Below are 17750 nucleotides of genomic sequence, written 5' to 3' on the forward strand. Positions count from 1 at the left end.
AAAAACGCGGCGCCGAGGCGCCGCGTTTCAACTTTGTCGGTCGATCTCGCTGGTCAGCCCGCAGCCTTGGCCGGGACATCGCGCTGGCGCTTCATGACGATCTTGTTGAGCGCGCCGAGATAGGCCTTGGCCGAGGCCACCAGCGTATCCGGATCCGCCGCGCGTGCCGTCATCGAACGGCCGTCCTGCGACAGCCGCACCGAGACTTCGGCCTGCGCGTCGGTGCCTTCGGTGACGGCGTGGACCTGATACAGCTCCAGCTTCGCCTCGTGCGGCACCAGGCGCTTGATGCAGTTGAACACGGCGTCGACGGGACCGTTGCCCTCGGCCTCCTCGATCTTGATCTGGCCGTCGACGTCGAGCTTCATGGTCGCGCGCTGCGGACCATGGGTGCCGGCGATCACCGTCAGCGAGGTCAGCTTGATGCGGTCGTGGGACGCCGCCATCTCCTCGTCGACCAGCGCCTCGATGTCCTCGTCGTAGATGTCCTTCTTGCGGTCGGCCAGCGCCTTCATGCGCGTGAACGCATCTTCCAGCTGGTTCGGGCCGAGCTTGTAGCCCATCTCCTCCAGCTTGTGCACGAAGGCATGACGGCCGGAGTGCTTGCCGAGCACCAGCGAGGACTGCTTCAGGCCGACCATTTCCGGCCGCATGATCTCGTAGGTGGAAGCATCCTTCAGCACGCCGTCCTGGTGGATGCCGCTCTCATGCGCGAACGCGTTCCGGCCGACGATGGCCTTGTTGTACTGCACCGGGAACGAGGTCGCCGCCGATACCAGCTTCGAGGCGCGGGTGAGCTGCGTGGTGTCGATCTTGTTCCAGTAGGGGAATTTGTCGTTGCGCACGTTGATCGCCATCACGATCTCTTCGAGCGCAGCGTTGCCGGCGCGCTCGCCGATGCCGTTGATGGTGCACTCGACCTGGCGCGCGCCGCCGACGATGCCGGCCAGCGAGTTCGCGACCGCCATGCCGAGATCGTTGTGGCAGTGCACGGAGAACACCGCCTTGTCCGAGTTCGGAACGCGCTCGATCAGCGTCCTCATGAAGTGGGTGTATTCCTCCGGCACCGTGTAGCCGACGGTGTCGGGGATGTTCACCGTGGTGGCGCCGGCCTTGATCACGGCCTCGACGATGCGGCACAAAAAGTCCATCTCGCTGCGGGTGCCGTCCTCGGCCGACCATTCGACGTCGTCGATCTGGTTGCGGGCGCGCGCGACCATCGCGACCGAGGTCTCGATCACCTGCTCCGGGGTCTTGTTCAGCTTCACCCGCATATGCAGCGGCGAGGTCGCGATCACGGTGTGGACCCGGCCGCGCTTGGCGAATTTCACCGCCTCGGCGCAGCGGTCGATGTCGGCCGGATGGGCGCGCGACAGGCCGGCGATCACGGCGTTCTTGGAGCGGCGAGCGATTTCGCTGACGGCCTGGAAGTCGCCTTCGGAGGTGATCGGGAAGCCGGCCTCGATGACGTCGACGCCCATGTCGTCCAGCAGCTCGGCGACCTCGAGCTTCTCCTCGAAGGTCATGGTCGCGCCGGGGCACTGCTCGCCGTCGCGCAACGTGGTGTCGAAAATGATGACGCGGTCCTTGTCGGACTTGTTCTGGGTGGCCATGTCAGAAATTCCTTTAAGCTTTGCGCCCGTCATGTTGCTCCTTGAGCAATTACTTGGGCGATATCAGGGTCCGGTGATCTCGACCAACCCCTGAGCGCCCAGGCGCATGGCGCCCAGCCGGCCCTCAGGGGCAAGTAAGAAGAAGGCCGCCAAGAAGGAGGGTGGGCAGCAACGCGGCCGGGATCGTGGCGGCGGCCCGAGCCGTCTCCCCCGAAATCCCCTCGATTTGGCCGCGAATCAGCATTGCCGGACCCTTTTGAGCCACAAATCCTCGGCCAAAACCGTTGACGGTTCGTTGCCGGAACGCGCTGTGCGCCGTCGTTCTAGACGATTATGGCAAGCTGCCGCAATGGGTAAAGATGGTCAGGTGGGTTGACCTAATCGTTGCCGCATGGCTAGGCGCGATCCACCCCTTTCTCGTCCCCTCACCTCCGCCCGCGCGAAGACGCGCGCAGGCTCGACGGCGAGCGGCCGTAGAGGTCAGCGAAGGCGGCGTTGAAACGGCGGACGCTGCCGAAGCCGGCGCGGAAGGCGATCTCGGTCATAGCGTCGTCGGTGGTGTCGATCAGGCGCTTGGCGCGCTGCACGCGACGCGTGGTCGCGACCTGTTGCGGGCTGGCGCCGACATGGCGCTCGAACAGTCGGGCGAGGTGGCGCGCGGTGATGCCGAGCCGGTCGGCCAGTGCAGCGACCGAACCGCGCTCCAGCGCGCCGCCGTCGATCAGCTTCAGCGCGCGCGCAACCGTGGAGCGCGTGCCGTTCCAGGCCGGACAGAACGGCGCGGTTTCGGGACGGCAGCGCAGGCACGGCCGATAGCCCGCCGCCTCGGCTGCGGCGGCGGTCGGGTAATAGGTGACGTTGCGCGGCAGCGGATGCTTCACCGGGCAGACCGGGCGGCAATAGATCCGCGTGGTCCTCACCGCCGTGAAGAAGCGGCCGTCATAGCGCGCGTCGCGCCGCAGCCGCGCAGCGTTGCAGACATCGAAGCTGAGCATGGGCGGAGACTAGCGCGTCGCGCGATCAAGGAAAGCGGTCCAAGATGATGAGGTCCGATTCCGGCCAGCGCGACCCGCAGCGCTGACCTAGATCGATCCGATCGATCAACCCGGAGACATCGCCATGACCAACCCGGCAGCCAGGGAAGCCAGCAAGCAAATTGTCCTGAACGCCTGGCAAACGTTCAGGACCCGCGACGCCAAGCTGATTGCCGCGCTGTTCGCGCCGGATGCCGAATGGATCGCGCCCGCCGGCAACGCCACCGCGGTCGCGCTCGATCACGCCGACCACATGATCGGCGCTGACGCGATCGCCCGCTTCATCTCGACCGAGATGCACCGCCTGTTCTCCGAGATCGACATCGCGTTCCGCGCCGTTCATGCCGACGGCGACAGCGTGATCGTCGAGGAGCGCATGCGCGCGACGGTGCCGGGCGGCCGACGCTATGAGAATGACTACTGCTTCGTGTTCGTGGTCGAGGCGGGCCGCATCAAGCAGGTGCGGGAATACATGGATACCCGCAAGGGCTGGCAGATGGTGTTCGGAGAAACTTCTCATTGACACTCACGCCCGGGCCACTCTTCTCCCCACCCTCCCCCGCAAGGGCAGGGCAATCGCATATGGATTGAACCGATTCTTCCGCGCCGTCATGGCCGGGCTTGTCCCGGCCATCTACGTCTTTTCTTTGCGTGGAAACGAAGACGTGGATGCCCGGTCTTTGCGTGGAAACGAAGAACATGGATGCCCGGGACAAGCCCGGGCATGACGAGTTTGTGGGAACTCCGATTGCCTCAAACGGCCATATGCGATTGCCCTACCCGCAAGGGAGGAGGGAGCCTGACGAGTGCGCTTCCCTGACGTAATCAAGCGTGCGCGAGAGAAAACGCGGCCCCAGTCCTTCGCATTCTACTTGTTCTTCGCCACGGCCTTCTCGCCTGCGCCGCCCTTGCCTTCCGCCTCCAGCGCCCCACGGACGCGCTTGAATTCGCTCAAGTCGGCCTTGTCGACTTCGGGGAATTTCAAGTCGAGCCCGTCGAGCGCATTGACGATGGCCGAGCCGATCACGACGCGGGCGAACCATTTGTGGTCGGCAGGCACGACGTACCATGGCGCCTCTTTGGTTGCGGTGTGGTGGATCATGTCCTGATAGGCGGCCTGATATTTGGCCCACAGCTTGCGCTCGGCGACGTCGTCCATGGAGAACTTCCACTGCTTGGCCGGATCCTCCAGCCGCTCGAGGAAGCGCTGGCGCTGCTCCTCCTTTGACACGTTGAGGAAGAATTTCAGCACCACGGTGCCGTTGCGGCAGAGATAGCGCTCGAAGGCGGAGATGTCCTCGAACCGCTCGCGCCAGATATTCTTGGTGACGAGGCGCTTCGGGATCTTCTGCTTGCCGAGCACCTCGGGATGCACCCGCACCACCAGGCATTCCTCGTAGTGGGAGCGGTTGAAGATGCCGATACGCCCGCGCTCGGGCAGCGCGATCATCGCGCGCCACATGAAGTCGTGGTCGAGTTCCCGGGTCGACGGCTGCTTGAAGGAAGAGACCTCGCAACCCTGCGGATTGACGCCCTCGAACACGCTCTTGATCGCGGAATCCTTGCCGGCGGCATCCATGCCCTGGAAGATCAGCAGCAGCGACCAGCGGTCCTGGGCGTAGAGTTTCTCCTGGAAATCGTTAAGCCGCTTGCGGTTGGCCTCGATGATCTTGCCGCCGGCGTCCTTGTCGATGCCGCCCTTCTCGGCGGTCGGATAGGATTTGAGGTGAAATTCGCCCGACCCGTCGAAGCGGAACGGCGCGACGAAAGGCTTCAGTTCATCGGTGAGCGATGGGGACGGTTTGTTGCTCATGGCTTCTCGACGGCTTGCGTGGCGATTTGATCCGGTCGATCACGCTACCAAGAATGCCCTTGGGCAGGAAGATGATGAACAGTACCAGCAGCACGCCATAGACCAGATTGTCCCAGCCGACCGCCTTGGTGCCGAAAGAGATGCGCAGCACTTCGGCCAGCAGAATGGTGATGATGGCGCCGACGGTCGGGCCGAGCGAGACGAACAGGCCGCCGACGATGGCAGCGAACACCATCTGGAGCGACACCGCGATGCCGCTGACCGTGTCAGGCGTGATGAACATCTGGTACTGGCAGTAGATCGCGCCGGCGAGCGCCGTCATCAGCGCGCTGAGCAGCGTGATCTTCAGCTTCTCCGCCGTGACATCGACGCCGGCGGCGGCAGCGGCGTCCTCGTCCTCCGAGATCGCCTCCAGGGCGTGGCGGATCATGCTGCGATCGATCGCGCGCCAGATCACGAGGCCCGCGAGCCAGATCCCGAGCGCGATCAGGTACCAGGTCGTCTTGTCGTCGAATTGCAGCGCCAGCAGCCCCTTGTTGCCCGAGGTCCGGTTCGGCGTGTAGCCCAGCGAGCCGCCGGTGTAGTCGCGTGTTGCGGTGATGACCTGAAGCACGATGCCGGAGAGCGCCAGCGTCACCAGCACGAAATAGTGGCCGGTGATGCGGAAGCGGAAGCAGGGATAGCCGACGATCAGTGCCAGCGCGCCGGCCGCGACCATGCTGATGGGGATGCCGATCCAGGGCGACAGGCCGAGATGATTCCAGAGCAGCGCCGTGACATAGGCGCCGATCCCCATGAAGCCGCCATGGCCGAGCGAGACCAGGCCGAACCGCCCCATCATCGACCAGGAGGTGTAGGCGAACGACCAGATCAGGATCAGCACCAGAATGTGCAGATGATAGGGATCGCGATAGACGAAGGGCAGCGCGATCAGCGCGATCAGCGCGATGATCCAGCCGGCGGCTTGCCTGTTCACGAGCGCCTCGCAAGCAGGCCCGCGGGCCGGATGAACATCATGACGATGAAGAAGGCGAAGGCGAGCACATAACCCCATTCGAGATCGGAGAACAGGCCGCCGAGCGAGATGATCTCGGCGAACACGAAGGCGGCGATGAAGCCGCCGATGAAGTTGCCGAGGCCCCCGAGCACGCAGATCAGGAAGGTGATCGGCCCGAAGGACAGGCCGACGAAGGGATGCACGTCGTATTGCAACACCAGGAGGCAGGCGGCGAGGCCGGCCAGCGCGCCGCCCAGCGCCGAGGTGATCAGATAGATCCGTCTGGTGTCGACGCCCATCAAGGCCATGATCTGGCGGTCCTGCGAAATGGCGCGGATCGCGGTGCCGGTAAAGGTTCGCGTCATGAACAGATAGACGGCGACCATGCCAACCAGCGCCGCCAGGAACGATAGCAGCCGTGCATAGCTGAAGTTCATGTCGCCGAAGGCAAGCACCGGCAGGCGGATGCCGAGATTGCGGAAGTCGATGCCGAAGGCGACGGTGGCAAAGCTCTGGAGCACGAACAGCACGCCGCCGGTCGCGAGCAGCTGGTTGATCGGCGGCGCGGTCAGCAGCGGCGCGATCACGAGGTAGTGCAGCGCGCCACCGAGCAGCGCGACGAGCAGGATCACGAGCGGCGCAGCGGCCCAGTACGGCAGGCCGTAATACTGCACGAGATAGTACATGCCGTACATGCCGATCATCACGAGCTCGGCATAGCAGATCCACGTGACGTCGATGACGCCAAAGATCAGATTGAGGCCGAGCGCGAGCAGCGCCAGCACCCCCCCGAGCAGGATGCCGTTGATCACGGCCTCCAGCAGGTAGATGTCGAAAATGTCCAGGAACGATTGCATGGCTGCTGCCTTAGAGCGTGACGTGGTCTAGCTGAACTAGCTCGACCGTCATCCTGAGGTGCGCGCCCTTGCGCGCCTCGAAGGATGCACGGCCCGTCTGTGGCCGATTCATCCTTCGAGGCTCGCTACGCTCGCACGTCCCGAGCGAACGCAAACGCGTTCGTCCGGGGATGACGGGGAAGTGTGTGAGCGCGTCTGCCCGATCTGTTGTCATCATCCCCTACACCCCGAGATACGCCTGCTTGATGGTGTCGCTGGCCGCGAGCTCCGCCGCTGACCCGGCGGCGCGGATGCTGCCGGCTTCCAGCAGGTAGGCCCGGTCGACCACTTTCAGCACCTGCTGCACGTTCTGCTCGACGATCAGCACGGTCAGCCCGCTGGCGCGAATCCGCTTCACCAGCTCGAACACCTGCTGCACCACGACCGGCGCAAGCCCCGCCGAGGGCTCGTCGAGCAGCAGCAGCTTCGGATTGGACATCATCGCGCGGCCGATCGCGCACATCTGCTGCTCGCCGCCGGACATGGTGCCCGCCATCTGGTGGCGGCGCTCCTTCAGGCGCGGGAACAGCTCGAACACGACGTCGAGCCGCTCGGCATAGTGCCCGCGCGCCTCCTTCATGAAGGCGCCCATCTTGAGATTGTCGTCCACCGTGAGCTGCGGAAACAGCCGCCGGTTCTCCGGCACATGCGCGATGCCGAGGCTGACGATCCGATGCGGGGGCGTCGCGATGACGTCGGTGCCTTCCATCGCGATCGTGCCCCGGATCGGTCGGATCAACCCGGAGATCACCCGCATCAGGGTGGTCTTGCCGGCGCCGTTCGGGCCGATCACACCGACCGCCTCGCCCGCCTTGACGTCGAGGCTGACGTCGAACAGCGCCTGGAAGCTGCCATAGCCCGCGTCGATCGATTTCAATTCCAGCATGCGCTCACGCCCCGATCCGGCGCCGCGCCTGGGCTGCGGCCGCGGCCGCGAGGCTCGCATCGGCATCGGTGCCGAGATAGACCTCGATCACCCGCGGATCGCCGGCGACCGCACTCGGCAGGCCTTCCGAGATCTTCTCGCCGTGATCGAGCACCATGACGCGATCGACGACCCGCATCAGCACGCCCATGATGTGCTCGACCCAGATGATGGTGATGCCGAGCTCGTCGCGGATGTTGCGCAGCATGTCGGCCGCCTGATCCATCTCGGCCTCGTCGAGACCGCCGAGGCTCTCGTCGGCGAGCAGCAGCTTCGGCGCGGTGGCGAGCGCCTTGGCGAGCTCGAGCTTCTTCAGGCCGGCAGCCCCGAGGCCATCGACGCTAGCATGGCGATCGGTGGGCAGGCCGACCATGGCGAGCGAGCGCTCGGCCGCCTCTTCCGCCCTGGCGCGGCTGTGGCGGCCCTGGCCGTAGAAACCGGCGAGCGCGACGTTCTCGAAAATGGTCAGGCGGCGGAAGGGGCGCGGAATCTGGAAGGTGCGGCCGATGCCGCTGTTGATGATCCAGTGCGGCGCGAGGCCCGCGATCTCGTGGCCGGCGAAAAGTATCGAACCTGATGTCGGCGCCAACGTGCCGGAGAGCATGTTGAAGATCGTGCTCTTGCCCGAACCGTTCGGGCCGATCAGGCCGAGGATCTCGCCCTCGTCGACCTTGAACGACACGTTGTTCACGGCGGTGAAGCCGCCAAACCGCTTGACCAGGCCTTCGACGGCGAGCACGGCAGTTCCCTTCGCGAGCGAGCTATTTGTAGCTGTAGGTGGTGCCGGCCGGCAGCGGCAGCTCGGTCTCGCGCTGCATCTGGCTCTTCGGCCACACCACATAGGACTTGTCGTCGATATATTGCAGCACCACCGGGAACGAGCGCGCGTTCTGCCCGGCATACTGCTCTCCCTCGCCGTAGAACTTCACGCCGAAGCCGAGCATGGTGCCGCCTTCGGGTATGTCGGTGTCGAGTGCTGCCTTGCGCAGGGAGTCAGGATCTATGCCGCCATATTTCTTGATCGCTCGCGGCAGCACGTCGTCGAGGAAGACATAGGCGTTGGCCGCGCCAATGCCGACATGGGCGGAACGGATCGGCACGCCGGGCTTCAGCCGGTCAAACTCCTCGCCGACCATCTTGATGACCGGCGGCAGCTTGGGATCCATGTTCTTCTGGTTGGCAAGCCAGATCGAGATCGGGTCGGTGTTGAAGAGATAGTTGGCGTCGGTGCCGAGCCCTTCCTTCAGCTTCTCGTAGACGCCGTAGCCCGCGCCATGGCCGACGATGGCGCCGAACCTCAATCCCTGCTCGCGGGCTTGCCGGAGCAGCAGGGTGATGTCGGGATTGTAGCCGGTGTGGAAGATCACATCCGGCTTGGCCCGCTTCAGCTTGGTGACCAGCGCAGACAAATCCGGGGCCGTGGCCGAATAGCCTTCCCTGAGCACGATGTTGAAACCGGCCTTCTTGGCACCGGCTTCATTGCCCTTGGCAACGTCGACGCCGTAGGCGCCGTCCTCATGGATGATAGCGACCCGCAGGTCCTTCGGATCCTTGCCCAACTTTTCCTTCGTGTTCTGCGCGATGAAGTCCATCGTCATCATACCGAACTGATCGCCGGAGGCCTGCGGCCGAAACACGTATTTGTAGTTCTTGTTCTCCAGCACCGCGGACGAAATGCAGGTCGTGATCCACATGAACTTCTTCAGCTGCTCGACGCGCGCTGCCACCGGCACGCACTGCGCCGAGGAAAAGAAGCCGAGCAGCATGTCGACCTTTTCCTGCTCGAGCAGCCGGACGGCCTCGTTGATAGCGATGTCGGGCTTGCTCTGCGCGTCGGCATATACGGCCTCGACCTTGTAACCCTCGACGCCGGTCTTGGCGTAATGGTCGAGCATGATCTTGACGCCGGTGTATTGCAGCTCGGAGCCGCCGCCGGCCAGCGGGCCGGTCAAATCGAAGATTACGCCGATCTTGATCTTCTTATCCTGCGCATGCGCTGCATTGGCCACAGCAAGCGCCGCAAGCGCGACAGATAGACCCGCAAGCCAGCGGGCAGCCCTCCTGACCGGCATGAATCCCTCCCCAGAGATTGTGCACTGCATTTTTTGTTGTCGTGCCGCCCTATCACAGGGGGAGCGGCCGATGATGTCAAGCGCGATGGCTACGTCCGCACCGCGCAGGCTTGCGCAAAGTTTCGGCGGAGCGGTGCCGACGCGCAGCGCTCCGGCGTGCGCTTGGCGGCAGCAATTTATCCGCGGGGCCGTTCCATGCCGGCCCGTTTGATTGCCGTGAGCAAAATATCGCTGTCCGAGACAAGAAAATCGATCAGGCGCTTGGCTGCTTCCGGCGCTTGCGCATCGCTGACGATCGCGGCCGTGAAGGTCTGGACCAGCTGGAGATCCGGCGGCAGCAGACCGACAACTTCGATGCCGCTCTCCTGAACCAGTTCGCTGGTCGGACCGATCGAGAGATTTGCCTTGCCTGCTCTCAGCGCTTCGGCCGCCTCGGTTCCGCGCGCCTCGAGGGTGAGCCTGACCGTGTCCGGCAAGTTCAGCCTGGGGAAAACCTTGTCGCGGACATACTGTCCGCTCGTGCTGCTCGGCGCCACCACCTGGCCGGCCTCGATCAAGGCTTTCCTGAGCGCGGCATCATTGCCGATGTCCGGCTTGCGAGAGCCTGCTCGAATCGCCGCGGCCAACGGAGCTGTCGCCAGTCCGGCCTCCGATCCCGCACGAATCTGGCCGTCTTCGTTGAGCTTGTGAAGTCCCTCACGCGAAAGGATAACCACGTCCGCTTCGGTGCCGTTCGCGAGCTGGTGCCTGATCGTCTTCGGACCGGTGCCCTCCGACGCGCCGGATCCAGTCTCCACCCTGATGCCCGTGCTTCGCTCGAATTCAGGCAGCACTTCTCGGTAGACCGCGGCGAATCCACCCGAAATGATGACCCTGATCGTTTTGGGGCCATCGGCGATTGCCGGTGTCATGCAGCGGCAGCGGTGGCTTGCTCGGTCATTGCGTAGTCCTTTGCCTAGGCCGGCAGCTGCGTCTCGATGAACGCGGTGACGAAGCGCGGCATTGCGGGCGTGAGATCGGCTCGGCTGCGCACCAGATGGATGCCGGCAAGCTCGGGATTTGCCTGCCGCGCGAGATTGGCCTCGATCCGCGCCCGCAGCGCGTCACCAGGCATATCGGCGCGCAGGATCTGCATCATTGCAAGCGCAGGCCCGGTGTAGATGCAGTGCCAGTCGGCGTCGCCGCGGCAATCCGACGGCAACAATCCCGTCTCCTCCTCGAGTTCGCGCATCACGCTGCCGGCGATATCGACCGTGTCGCCCCTGATATCGTCGAGGTCGGGTGTCCCTGACGGGAAATAGATGCGTCCGGCATTCGCGGTCTGCTCGCCCATCACCCCGCACAAGAAGGCGCCGTCGGAGGTGCGCAGTGCGCCCATGCCGAAACCGTTGAACACGGCCGCATCGGGAAAGCCCCAGTCGCGCCAGGCGAGGAAGCTGGCGAAGTCGGTCTCGAAATAGGTCGCGCTGAGCCGCTCGCCGGCGAAGACCGGATCGCGCCCGAGCAGCACGCGGCCATTCCACAGGTTCGGGTTCAGCCGCTGCTGCTCGGCGAAATGCGCGTCGATCTCGGCGCGCCGCTGGTCCGCGAACGGCCAGGGACGCCGCTGCAAGGCAAGGTCGAGCGCGGTGACACGACAAATGAGCGGAGACTGCATATCCGAACGTGTTTACTTCGCGTTTCCGGTGGTCTTCTTGGCCTGGTCGACGAATTTGTTGGTGAAGGTCTTGCTGACGTCGATCTTGGCGTTCGCGACCTCGGGCGAGCCGACGCTGAACACCGCGAGCACGGCATCCGCGCCCTTCGGATCCATCTTGCCGGTTTCCGAGAACATCGGGATCGTGTTCTTCAGCGCGGCGAGATACTGCGCCTTGTCCTTACCGACGATCTCGTCGGGCATCTTGGCCATGATATCTTCGGCGCTGTGGGAGTGGATCCAGGCGAGCGTGGCGAGGATCGCATTGGTGAGCGCCTGCGTCTCCTTCTCATGGCCGTTGATCCAGGCCGCGGTCGAATACAGCGCGCCGCCCGGATATTCGCCGCCGAAGGTCTCCAGCGTGTCCTTCTGGGTGCGGGTGTCACTGAGAAATCTTGAGGTCCTTGTAGCCGCCCTGAAGCACGGTCACCGAAGGATCGAGCATCACGGCCGCGTCGATCTGGCCCTGCTGCATGGCGGCGACCGCGGTGGCGCCGAGACCGACACCGATCACGGCGGTATCGGCGGGATCGACGCCGTTCTTCTTGAGCATGTATTTGAGGAAGAAGTCGGTGGAGGAGCCTGGCGCGCTGACGCCGACCTTCTTGCCCGCGAGATCCTTGACCGATTTGATGTCGTTGGTGCGCGAGGGTGCGACCACCAGCACGAGGCCAGGATAGCGGTCATAGACCACGAAGGACTGGAGCTCCTGCTTCTTGGCCGCGAGATTGACGCAATGGTCGAAATAGCCGGAGACCACGTCGGCACTGCCGCCGAGCACGGCTTTCAGCGCATCCGAACCGCCCTTGAGATCCACCAGTTCGACATTGAGGCCGGCCTTCTCGTATTCGCCGAGCTGCTTGGCCAGCACCGTGGGCAGGTAGCACAGACAGGAGCCGCCGCCGACCGCGATGGTCACCTTGCTTTGCGCCGCGGCAAGGCCCGTGGACAGGGTCAGCGCCAGCAGCATTCCGGCAAGCTTGCCAAGCAGTTTGTTCATGACGTCCTCCGTTCGATTGGTCGGCAAGATAGAGGAGCTGGAAGGCCTTGAGAAGGCGACTTTCCGACAGCTGGTCAAGCCTGCGGCGGCGGCATAGCATCGCAGCTATTCAGAAAACGCCGAAGAAGCGCAAAAACTGGAAGCACCAAGAATACTTCAAGGGAAACATCAAGGGAGGCCTTCATGAATCGTATTGCAACTGCGCTGTCGATCGCTGCCGCCTTTGCCGCGGGCTGTGGCGTCACCCATTTGCTGCGGCCGGCGCTCGCCGCCGAGAACATCACGGCGCAGGTCATCCATACCGGCGAGATGGAGGGCGACAAGCTCGGCGACGCCAACAAGGTCGGCTTCCGTTCCAAGATGTTCGTCTCCGCCGACGGCGCCACCGTCTCGATCCAGGACGGCAACGTGCCGAAGCACATGCATCCCAACACCAACGAGATGCAGTTCGTCCTCGAAGGCACCGGCACGGTCTGGCTCGGTGACAAGGAAGTGACGGTGAAGCCCGGCGACCTGATCGTGATCCCGAAGGGCACGCCGCATGGCGGCACCAAGCCGAACGGCCGCGCCATCAAGGCGATCGCGATCAAGACGCCCCCGCAGGCGCCGGATGACACCAAGCTGCTGGATTGACGGCTGCCTCTCTCAGCGTCATTGCGAGCGAAGCGAAGCAATCCATCTCTCTGGATGGGCGGACCCATGGATTGCTTCGTCGCTTCGGTCCTCGCAATGACGAAAGTCGCGCGCGCCCGCGCCGGTTCCATGACATGACACTTGACAGATAATTCACTTGCCTCAAGTTTGCTCGCTTCATAATATGACGATCGTCATTTTATAGAGAGCAAGACCCATGAGCCTGGACGATCACCCCACGGTCAGGGCTGTGCGCGCGCGCAGCAGCGAACCGGTCCGCGACGTCCCGGTTTCATCGGAACTGATAAAGGATATCGCGCGCAGATGCGGAGCCGATGATGTCGGCATCATCGAGTTCGAACGGGCCGCCATCGCGCCGCAGCGCGACTTCATTGGCAAGGTCTATGGCCGGACGCGCTCCCTGCTCGCGATCGTCTGCCACATGAACCGTGAGCCGGTGCGCTCGCCCTCGCGCTCGGTTGCCAACGAGGAATTCCACAGCACCTACGATCACGTCAACGAAACCGCGCGCGCCATCGTTCGCGCGCTCGACGAGCACGGCATCCCGGCCTGCAACTCGGTTGCCGCGTTCCCGATGGAGATGGATCTGCCAAGGATCATGATGGTTCAGCACAAGCCGATCGCGGTGGAAGCCGGTCTCGGCCGCATGGGAATCCATCGCAGCATCATCCACCCGAAATTCGGCAGTTTCGTCCTGCTCGGCACCATCCTGCTCGGATGCGAGGTCGACGCCCATGACCATCCGATCGACTACAATCCCTGCCTGGAGTGCAAATTGTGCGTCGCTGCCTGCCCGGTCGGCGCCATCAAGCCGGACGGCGGCTTCGACTTCCTGTCCTGCCACACTCACAACTATCACGACTTTCTCGGCAACTTCTCGCAGTGGGTGGAGAAGGTCGCGGATGCAAAGGACGCCAGGGATTATCGCGCCCGCGTCCCCCGCACCGAGACGCTGAACATCTGGCAATCGCTGTCGTTCAAGCCGGGCTACAAGGCGGCCTATTGCATCTCGGCCTGCCCGGCCGGCGAAGACGTGATTGGCCCCTTCCTGCACGATCGCGACGGGCATTTCGCCGACGTGGTGCAGCCACTGATCGACAAGGACGAGTACGTCTACGTGATCCCGGATACCGACGCCGAGGACACCGTGACGCGGCGCTTTCCGCACAAGAAGGTCCAGCATGTCACCTCGGGCCGCCATATCGGCAGCCTGCAGGCTTATATCTTTTCGCTCTCGCTCGGATTCCAGCGCGGCAGAGCTCGGGGCCTGGATTTCGTGACGCATCTGCGCTTCACCGGGGCGAGCCCGCTGGATATGACCGTTGCGATCAAGGGCAAGGATCTGCAAGTGGTGCCGGGACGGCATGTCGGAGAGGCCGCTCTGACCATCACCGCTGACGCCCAGGCATGGCTGCGCGTGCAGAACCGCGACCTCGAACTTGCCGACGCGATTGACGCAAAGCTGGTGAGCCATAACGATGAAGCATTGTTCGCCGCCTACATGCGGTGCTTCCCGCTCTGAGCCGCAGCGTAGTTGCGTAGGGTGGGTTACGCCTTCGGCTTACCACCTCCGCGTCCTACTGCGCTGCTTCTTACTGGGCGGAATGGACCAGCTGTTCGAGATCGGCAATCAACCCCGGCCCGGTCGGCTGCCATCCAAGCTTCCTGCGCGTCTGCTCGCTGGAGGCCGCCATGTCGTATGCCGCGAACGTGCCGAGCCAGCCAAAGAAGGCCTGCGCCTCTTGCGGGGCGATGGATTTGACCGGCAGCTTCAGCCGCCGGCCGATCGTTTCGGCAATATCGCGCATCGAGACCCCCTCTTCCGCGACGGCGTGATACCTTGCGTTCGGCTCAGCCTTTTCGATGGCCAGCCGGTAGAGACGCGCGACGTCGAGAACATGCGCCGCCGGCCAGCGATTTTGCCCGTCGCCGAGATAGGCGCACGCGCCCTTTTCGCGGTACACTGCGATCAAGGGGGTGATGAGACCCTGCCTGACAGAATCGTGAACCTGCGGAAGACGCATGGCCGACGCGCGGACGCCGTTCAGCGACAGGGCCGTCTGTTCCGACACGCGAGGGAATGGGAAATCCGGCGATATCGTTTGGTCCTCAGTCGCGATCTGGCCGGGCGCGGCCAATCCCGCCAAGCCCCCGGTCACGATCAGCGGCCTGTCCGATCCAGACAGAACAGAACCCAGCGCTTCGATGGCGCAGCGGTCGATCTCGCAACTCTTCGCGAAGTTGGACCAGTCGTGAACGAAGCCCAGGTGAATGACAGCATCCGAAGCGCTTGCCCCCTTGCGCAAGCTATCAAGGTCCTCGAGCGAGCCGCGAAGAGCCTCCGCACCAACGGCAGAGATCGCGTTCGCCCCCTCGTCCGAACGGGCCATGCCAAGAACCTGATGTCCGGCGGCGATCAGGTCCTTGACGACGGGAGTGCCGATGAATCCGGTGGCACCAGTGACGAACACGCGCATGAGGAAGTCTCCAGGTTTCGTTGGAGACAAATCTGGCCCTGCGCGCTATCCTGTTAAAGTAGTGACCTTATCATGGTATAGCAGCTAACAGGATGAGCGAACCGCTCGCGCAAGAGAACCTGCTCGGCGCCTACCTGAAGGACCGCCGCAGCAAGCTCGATCCGGCCGTGTTCGGCTTTCCGCCGGAGCGGCGGCGCACGCCGGGCCTGCGCCGCGAAGAGGTGGCGCAGCGCGCCAACATCAGCGCGACCTGGTACACCTGGCTCGAACAGGGCCGCGGCGGCGCGCCCTCGGCCGATGTGCTCGACCGCATCGCGCGTGCGCTGATGCTGACCGATGTCGAGCGCGAGCATCTGTTCCTGCTCGGCCTCGGCCGCACGCCCGAGGTGCGTTACCAACGAAGCGAAGGCGTCACCCCCCGGCTGCAGCGCGTGCTCGACGCGCTGGAGCCGCGCCCCGCCGTGATACGCACCGCCACCTGGGATATCGTCGCCTGGAACCGGGCCGCGACCGTGATGCTGACGGACTACGGATCGCTGCCGCCGCGCGAGCGCAACGTGCTCCGCTTCATGTTCCTCGATCCGCGCGTCCGCGCGGCACAACATGACTGGGCCAGCGTGGCGCGCTTCGTGGTCGGCGCCTTCAGGGTGGACGCCGCGCGCGCCGGTGCCGCAGCCGAGGTGCAACCCTTTGTCGACGAGCTCTGCCGGCTCAGCCCGGAATTCGCGGCGCTGTGGCGCGACAACGACGTGCGAACGCACGGCGAAGGCGTCAAGCAGCTCCGGCATCCGATCCTGGGCCCGGTCAAGTTCGAATATTCGGCGTTCGCGGTCGACGGACGGCCCGACCTCAGCATGATCGTCTACAATCCGATCGACCCGGAGGTGACGAACAATATCCGCGGGTTGATCGAGGCCGCGCCGGCAGTGCCCTAATCCCGCGTCACCGGCGTCGGCCGCCACACCAGCAGCCGATTCTCGACCAGCGTGACGCCGAAGTCGATCAGGATGACGAAGGCCGAAAGCACGAACATGCCGGCGAACACACCGGCAACGTCGAACACGCCCTCGGCCTGCTGGATGAGATAGCCGAGCCCCGCCGCCGATCCCAGATATTCGCCGACGACCGCGCCGACCACCGCGAAGCCGACCGAAGTGTGCAGCGAGGAGAACATCCAGGACAGCGCCGACGGCCAATACACGTGCTGCATCAACTGCCGCTCGCTCATGCCGAGCATGCGGCCGTTGTCGAGCACGGTGCGGCTGACTTCTTTCACACCTTGATAGACGTTGAAGAACACGATGAAGAACACCAAGGTGACGCCGAGCGCAACCTTGGACCAGATGCCGAGGCCGAGCCATAGCGCGAAGATCGGCGCCAGCACGACGCGCGGCAGTGCGTTGACCATCTTCACGTAGGGGTCGAACACGGCGGCGACCAGCGGCTGGCGCGCGAACCAGAAGCCGATCAGCACGCCGCCGAGCGAACCGATCACGAAGGCGAGGATCGATTCCGTCAATGTGATGCCGAGATGCTTCCAGATCACGCCGGACGAGAACCATTTCACGATCTGGCTGAACACGTCGAACGGATTGGAGAAGAAGAACGGCGGCAGCAGGATCTTGCCGAACACGGGAACGGTGGAGAAGAGCTGCCAGAGCGCGAGCGTGACGACGGCGACCAGAACCTGCAAGGACAACAGCGTGACGCGCGACATCAGGCAGCTCCGGCCTGCGTCGACTGGACATAGCCCTTCATCACCTCGTCCTTGAGCACGCTCCAGATCTCGCGATGCAGCGCATGGAATTCCTTGTCGAGCCGCACCTCGAAGATGTCGCGCGGGCGCGGCAGGCTCACGCGCCAATCGCCGATGATGCGCGAGGACGGCCCGGCCGACATGATCACGACGCGATCGGCGAGCGCGATCGCCTCCTCGAGATCGTGGGTGACGAACAGCACGGCCTTGCGGTCGGCGTTCCACAAGTCGAGCAGCAGGTTGCCCATGACCTGACGGGTCTGCGCATCGAGCGGCCCGAACGGCTCGTCCATCAGGAGGATCTTCGGATCGCGGATCAGGACCTGCGCCAGCGCCACGCGCTTGCGCTGTCCGCCGGAGAGCATGTGCGGATAGCGGCCCGCAAAGGCGCCGAGGCCGACGGACGTCAGCCATTTTTGCGCCCGCGGCAGCGCTTCGGCGCGCGGCGTGCCCTTGATCTCGAGCCCGATCGCGACATTGTCGAGCGCGGTCTTCCACGGGAACAGCGCGTCGGCCTGGAACAGGTAGCCGGCATCCCGGTTCAGCCCCGCCAGCGGCCGGTCGAAGATCTGGACGCTGCCGGCCGCGGGCTTCAGCAGCCCGGCCGCAACGTTGAGCAGCGTCGATTTCCCACAGCCGGTCGGGCCGACAATGGCGACGAACTCGCCATGATCAACCGAAAGATTGGCCTGTTCGACCGCGGTATAGACGCGTCCATCCGCCAACCGAAACGCCACCGTCGCACTGTCAAGCGCGACCGCCGTCGGCTCCGTCATCGCCACGCATCCCTCCCGAACTTTCCGAGATGGCTTAGCGG

At 64.2% G+C, this 17750-nt stretch carries 17 protein-coding genes and 1 pseudogene; 4 read left to right on the forward strand and 14 right to left on the reverse strand.

Features of this window, described 5'->3' with window-relative positions; genetic code table 11:
- Positions 1–53 precede the first annotated feature (53 nt).
- Together RX327_RS28040 and RX327_RS28045 are read right to left on the reverse strand one after the other, a co-directional pair.
- Complete coding sequence (locus tag RX327_RS28040) at positions 54–1613, reverse strand: 2-isopropylmalate synthase (RefSeq protein ID WP_317247742.1); 1560 nt, start codon at positions 1611–1613, stop codon at positions 54–56.
- A 425-nt stretch (positions 1614–2038) separates the two neighbouring features.
- A complete protein-coding gene (locus tag RX327_RS28045) occupies positions 2039–2608 on the reverse strand; it encodes a bifunctional transcriptional activator/DNA repair enzyme AdaA (protein WP_157348185.1) in 570 nt (189 codons plus the stop codon).
- Positions 2609–2732: 124 nt separating this feature from the next.
- Here RX327_RS28045 and RX327_RS28050 point away from each other — a divergent pair, with 124 nt between their 5' ends.
- Positions 2733–3170, forward strand: coding sequence for a nuclear transport factor 2 family protein (locus RX327_RS28050; protein ID WP_028332437.1), 438 nt, complete (start codon positions 2733–2735; stop codon positions 3168–3170).
- A gap of 345 nt (positions 3171–3515) precedes the next feature.
- Here RX327_RS28050 and RX327_RS28055 read toward each other — a convergent pair whose 3' ends face one another.
- The 9 genes and pseudogenes from RX327_RS28055 to RX327_RS28095 form a co-directional block, all read right to left on the reverse strand.
- The gene (locus RX327_RS28055; protein ID WP_317247743.1) at positions 3516–4460 is read right to left on the reverse strand and encodes a polyphosphate kinase 2 family protein; all 945 of its coding nucleotides are present in this window, start codon (positions 4458–4460) and stop codon (positions 3516–3518) included.
- A complete protein-coding gene (locus RX327_RS28060; protein ID WP_317247744.1) occupies positions 4426–5436 on the reverse strand; it encodes a branched-chain amino acid ABC transporter permease in 1011 nt (336 codons plus the stop codon). Before RX327_RS28060 ends, RX327_RS28055 begins: the two co-directional genes overlap by 35 nt.
- Complete coding sequence (locus tag RX327_RS28065) at positions 5433–6314, reverse strand: branched-chain amino acid ABC transporter permease (RefSeq protein WP_317247745.1); 882 nt, start codon at positions 6312–6314, stop codon at positions 5433–5435. The genes RX327_RS28060 and RX327_RS28065 overlap by 4 nt, the downstream gene beginning before the upstream one ends.
- A 220-nt stretch (positions 6315–6534) precedes the next feature.
- Positions 6535–7239: an ABC transporter ATP-binding protein gene (locus tag RX327_RS28070; RefSeq protein ID WP_317247746.1), complete on the reverse strand. Its 705-nt coding sequence runs from the start codon at positions 7237–7239 to the stop codon at positions 6535–6537.
- Between the two features lie 4 nt (positions 7240–7243).
- Positions 7244–8017: an ABC transporter ATP-binding protein gene (locus RX327_RS28075; RefSeq protein WP_317247747.1), complete on the reverse strand. Its 774-nt coding sequence runs from the start codon at positions 8015–8017 to the stop codon at positions 7244–7246.
- A 22-nt stretch (positions 8018–8039) separates the two neighbouring features.
- Positions 8040–9350 (reverse strand): ABC transporter substrate-binding protein, encoded by a 1311-nt coding sequence (locus RX327_RS28080; RefSeq protein ID WP_317247748.1) that lies wholly within the window; start codon positions 9348–9350, stop codon positions 8040–8042.
- A 176-nt stretch (positions 9351–9526) separates the two neighbouring features.
- A complete protein-coding gene (locus RX327_RS28085) occupies positions 9527–10261 on the reverse strand; it encodes a substrate-binding domain-containing protein (RefSeq protein ID WP_244482236.1) in 735 nt (244 codons plus the stop codon).
- A 44-nt stretch (positions 10262–10305) separates the two neighbouring features.
- Positions 10306–11007 (reverse strand): NUDIX hydrolase, encoded by a 702-nt coding sequence (locus RX327_RS28090; protein WP_317247749.1) that lies wholly within the window; start codon positions 11005–11007, stop codon positions 10306–10308.
- A gap of 12 nt (positions 11008–11019) precedes the next feature.
- A pseudogene (locus RX327_RS28095) lies at positions 11020–12046 on the reverse strand (ABC transporter substrate-binding protein).
- 183 nt (positions 12047–12229) lie between these two features.
- On the opposite strand from RX327_RS28095, the gene RX327_RS28100 reads away from it, so the two are divergent.
- Both RX327_RS28100 and RX327_RS28105 read left to right on the forward strand, forming a co-directional pair.
- The gene (locus tag RX327_RS28100; protein ID WP_028332446.1) at positions 12230–12679 is read left to right on the forward strand and encodes a cupin domain-containing protein; all 450 of its coding nucleotides are present in this window, start codon (positions 12230–12232) and stop codon (positions 12677–12679) included.
- Positions 12680–12896: 217 nt separating this feature from the next.
- A complete protein-coding gene (locus RX327_RS28105) occupies positions 12897–14222 on the forward strand; it encodes a 4Fe-4S binding protein (RefSeq protein WP_050385456.1) in 1326 nt (441 codons plus the stop codon).
- A 70-nt stretch (positions 14223–14292) separates the two neighbouring features.
- Here RX327_RS28105 and RX327_RS28110 read toward each other — a convergent pair whose 3' ends face one another.
- Positions 14293–15177, reverse strand: coding sequence for an SDR family oxidoreductase (locus tag RX327_RS28110; RefSeq protein WP_050385455.1), 885 nt, complete (start codon positions 15175–15177; stop codon positions 14293–14295).
- 92 nt (positions 15178–15269) lie between these two features.
- Between RX327_RS28110 and RX327_RS28115 the strand changes: the two genes are divergently transcribed.
- Positions 15270–16112: a helix-turn-helix transcriptional regulator gene (locus RX327_RS28115; RefSeq protein ID WP_050385454.1), complete on the forward strand. Its 843-nt coding sequence runs from the start codon at positions 15270–15272 to the stop codon at positions 16110–16112.
- Here the strand turns inward: RX327_RS28115 and RX327_RS28120 are convergent.
- On the reverse strand, positions 16109–16894 hold the full coding sequence (locus RX327_RS28120) for an ABC transporter permease (RefSeq protein ID WP_317247750.1): 786 nt from the start codon (positions 16892–16894) through the stop codon (positions 16109–16111). The genes RX327_RS28115 and RX327_RS28120 overlap by 4 nt on opposite strands.
- On the reverse strand, positions 16894–17709 hold the full coding sequence (locus RX327_RS28125) for an ABC transporter ATP-binding protein (protein ID WP_317247751.1): 816 nt from the start codon (positions 17707–17709) through the stop codon (positions 16894–16896). The genes RX327_RS28120 and RX327_RS28125 overlap by 1 nt, the downstream gene beginning before the upstream one ends.
- Positions 17710–17750 lie beyond the last annotated feature (41 nt).

The organism is Bradyrhizobium sp. BEA-2-5 (assembly GCF_032918025.1).
Taxonomy (GTDB): Bacteria; Pseudomonadota; Alphaproteobacteria; order Rhizobiales; family Xanthobacteraceae; genus Bradyrhizobium; species Bradyrhizobium pachyrhizi.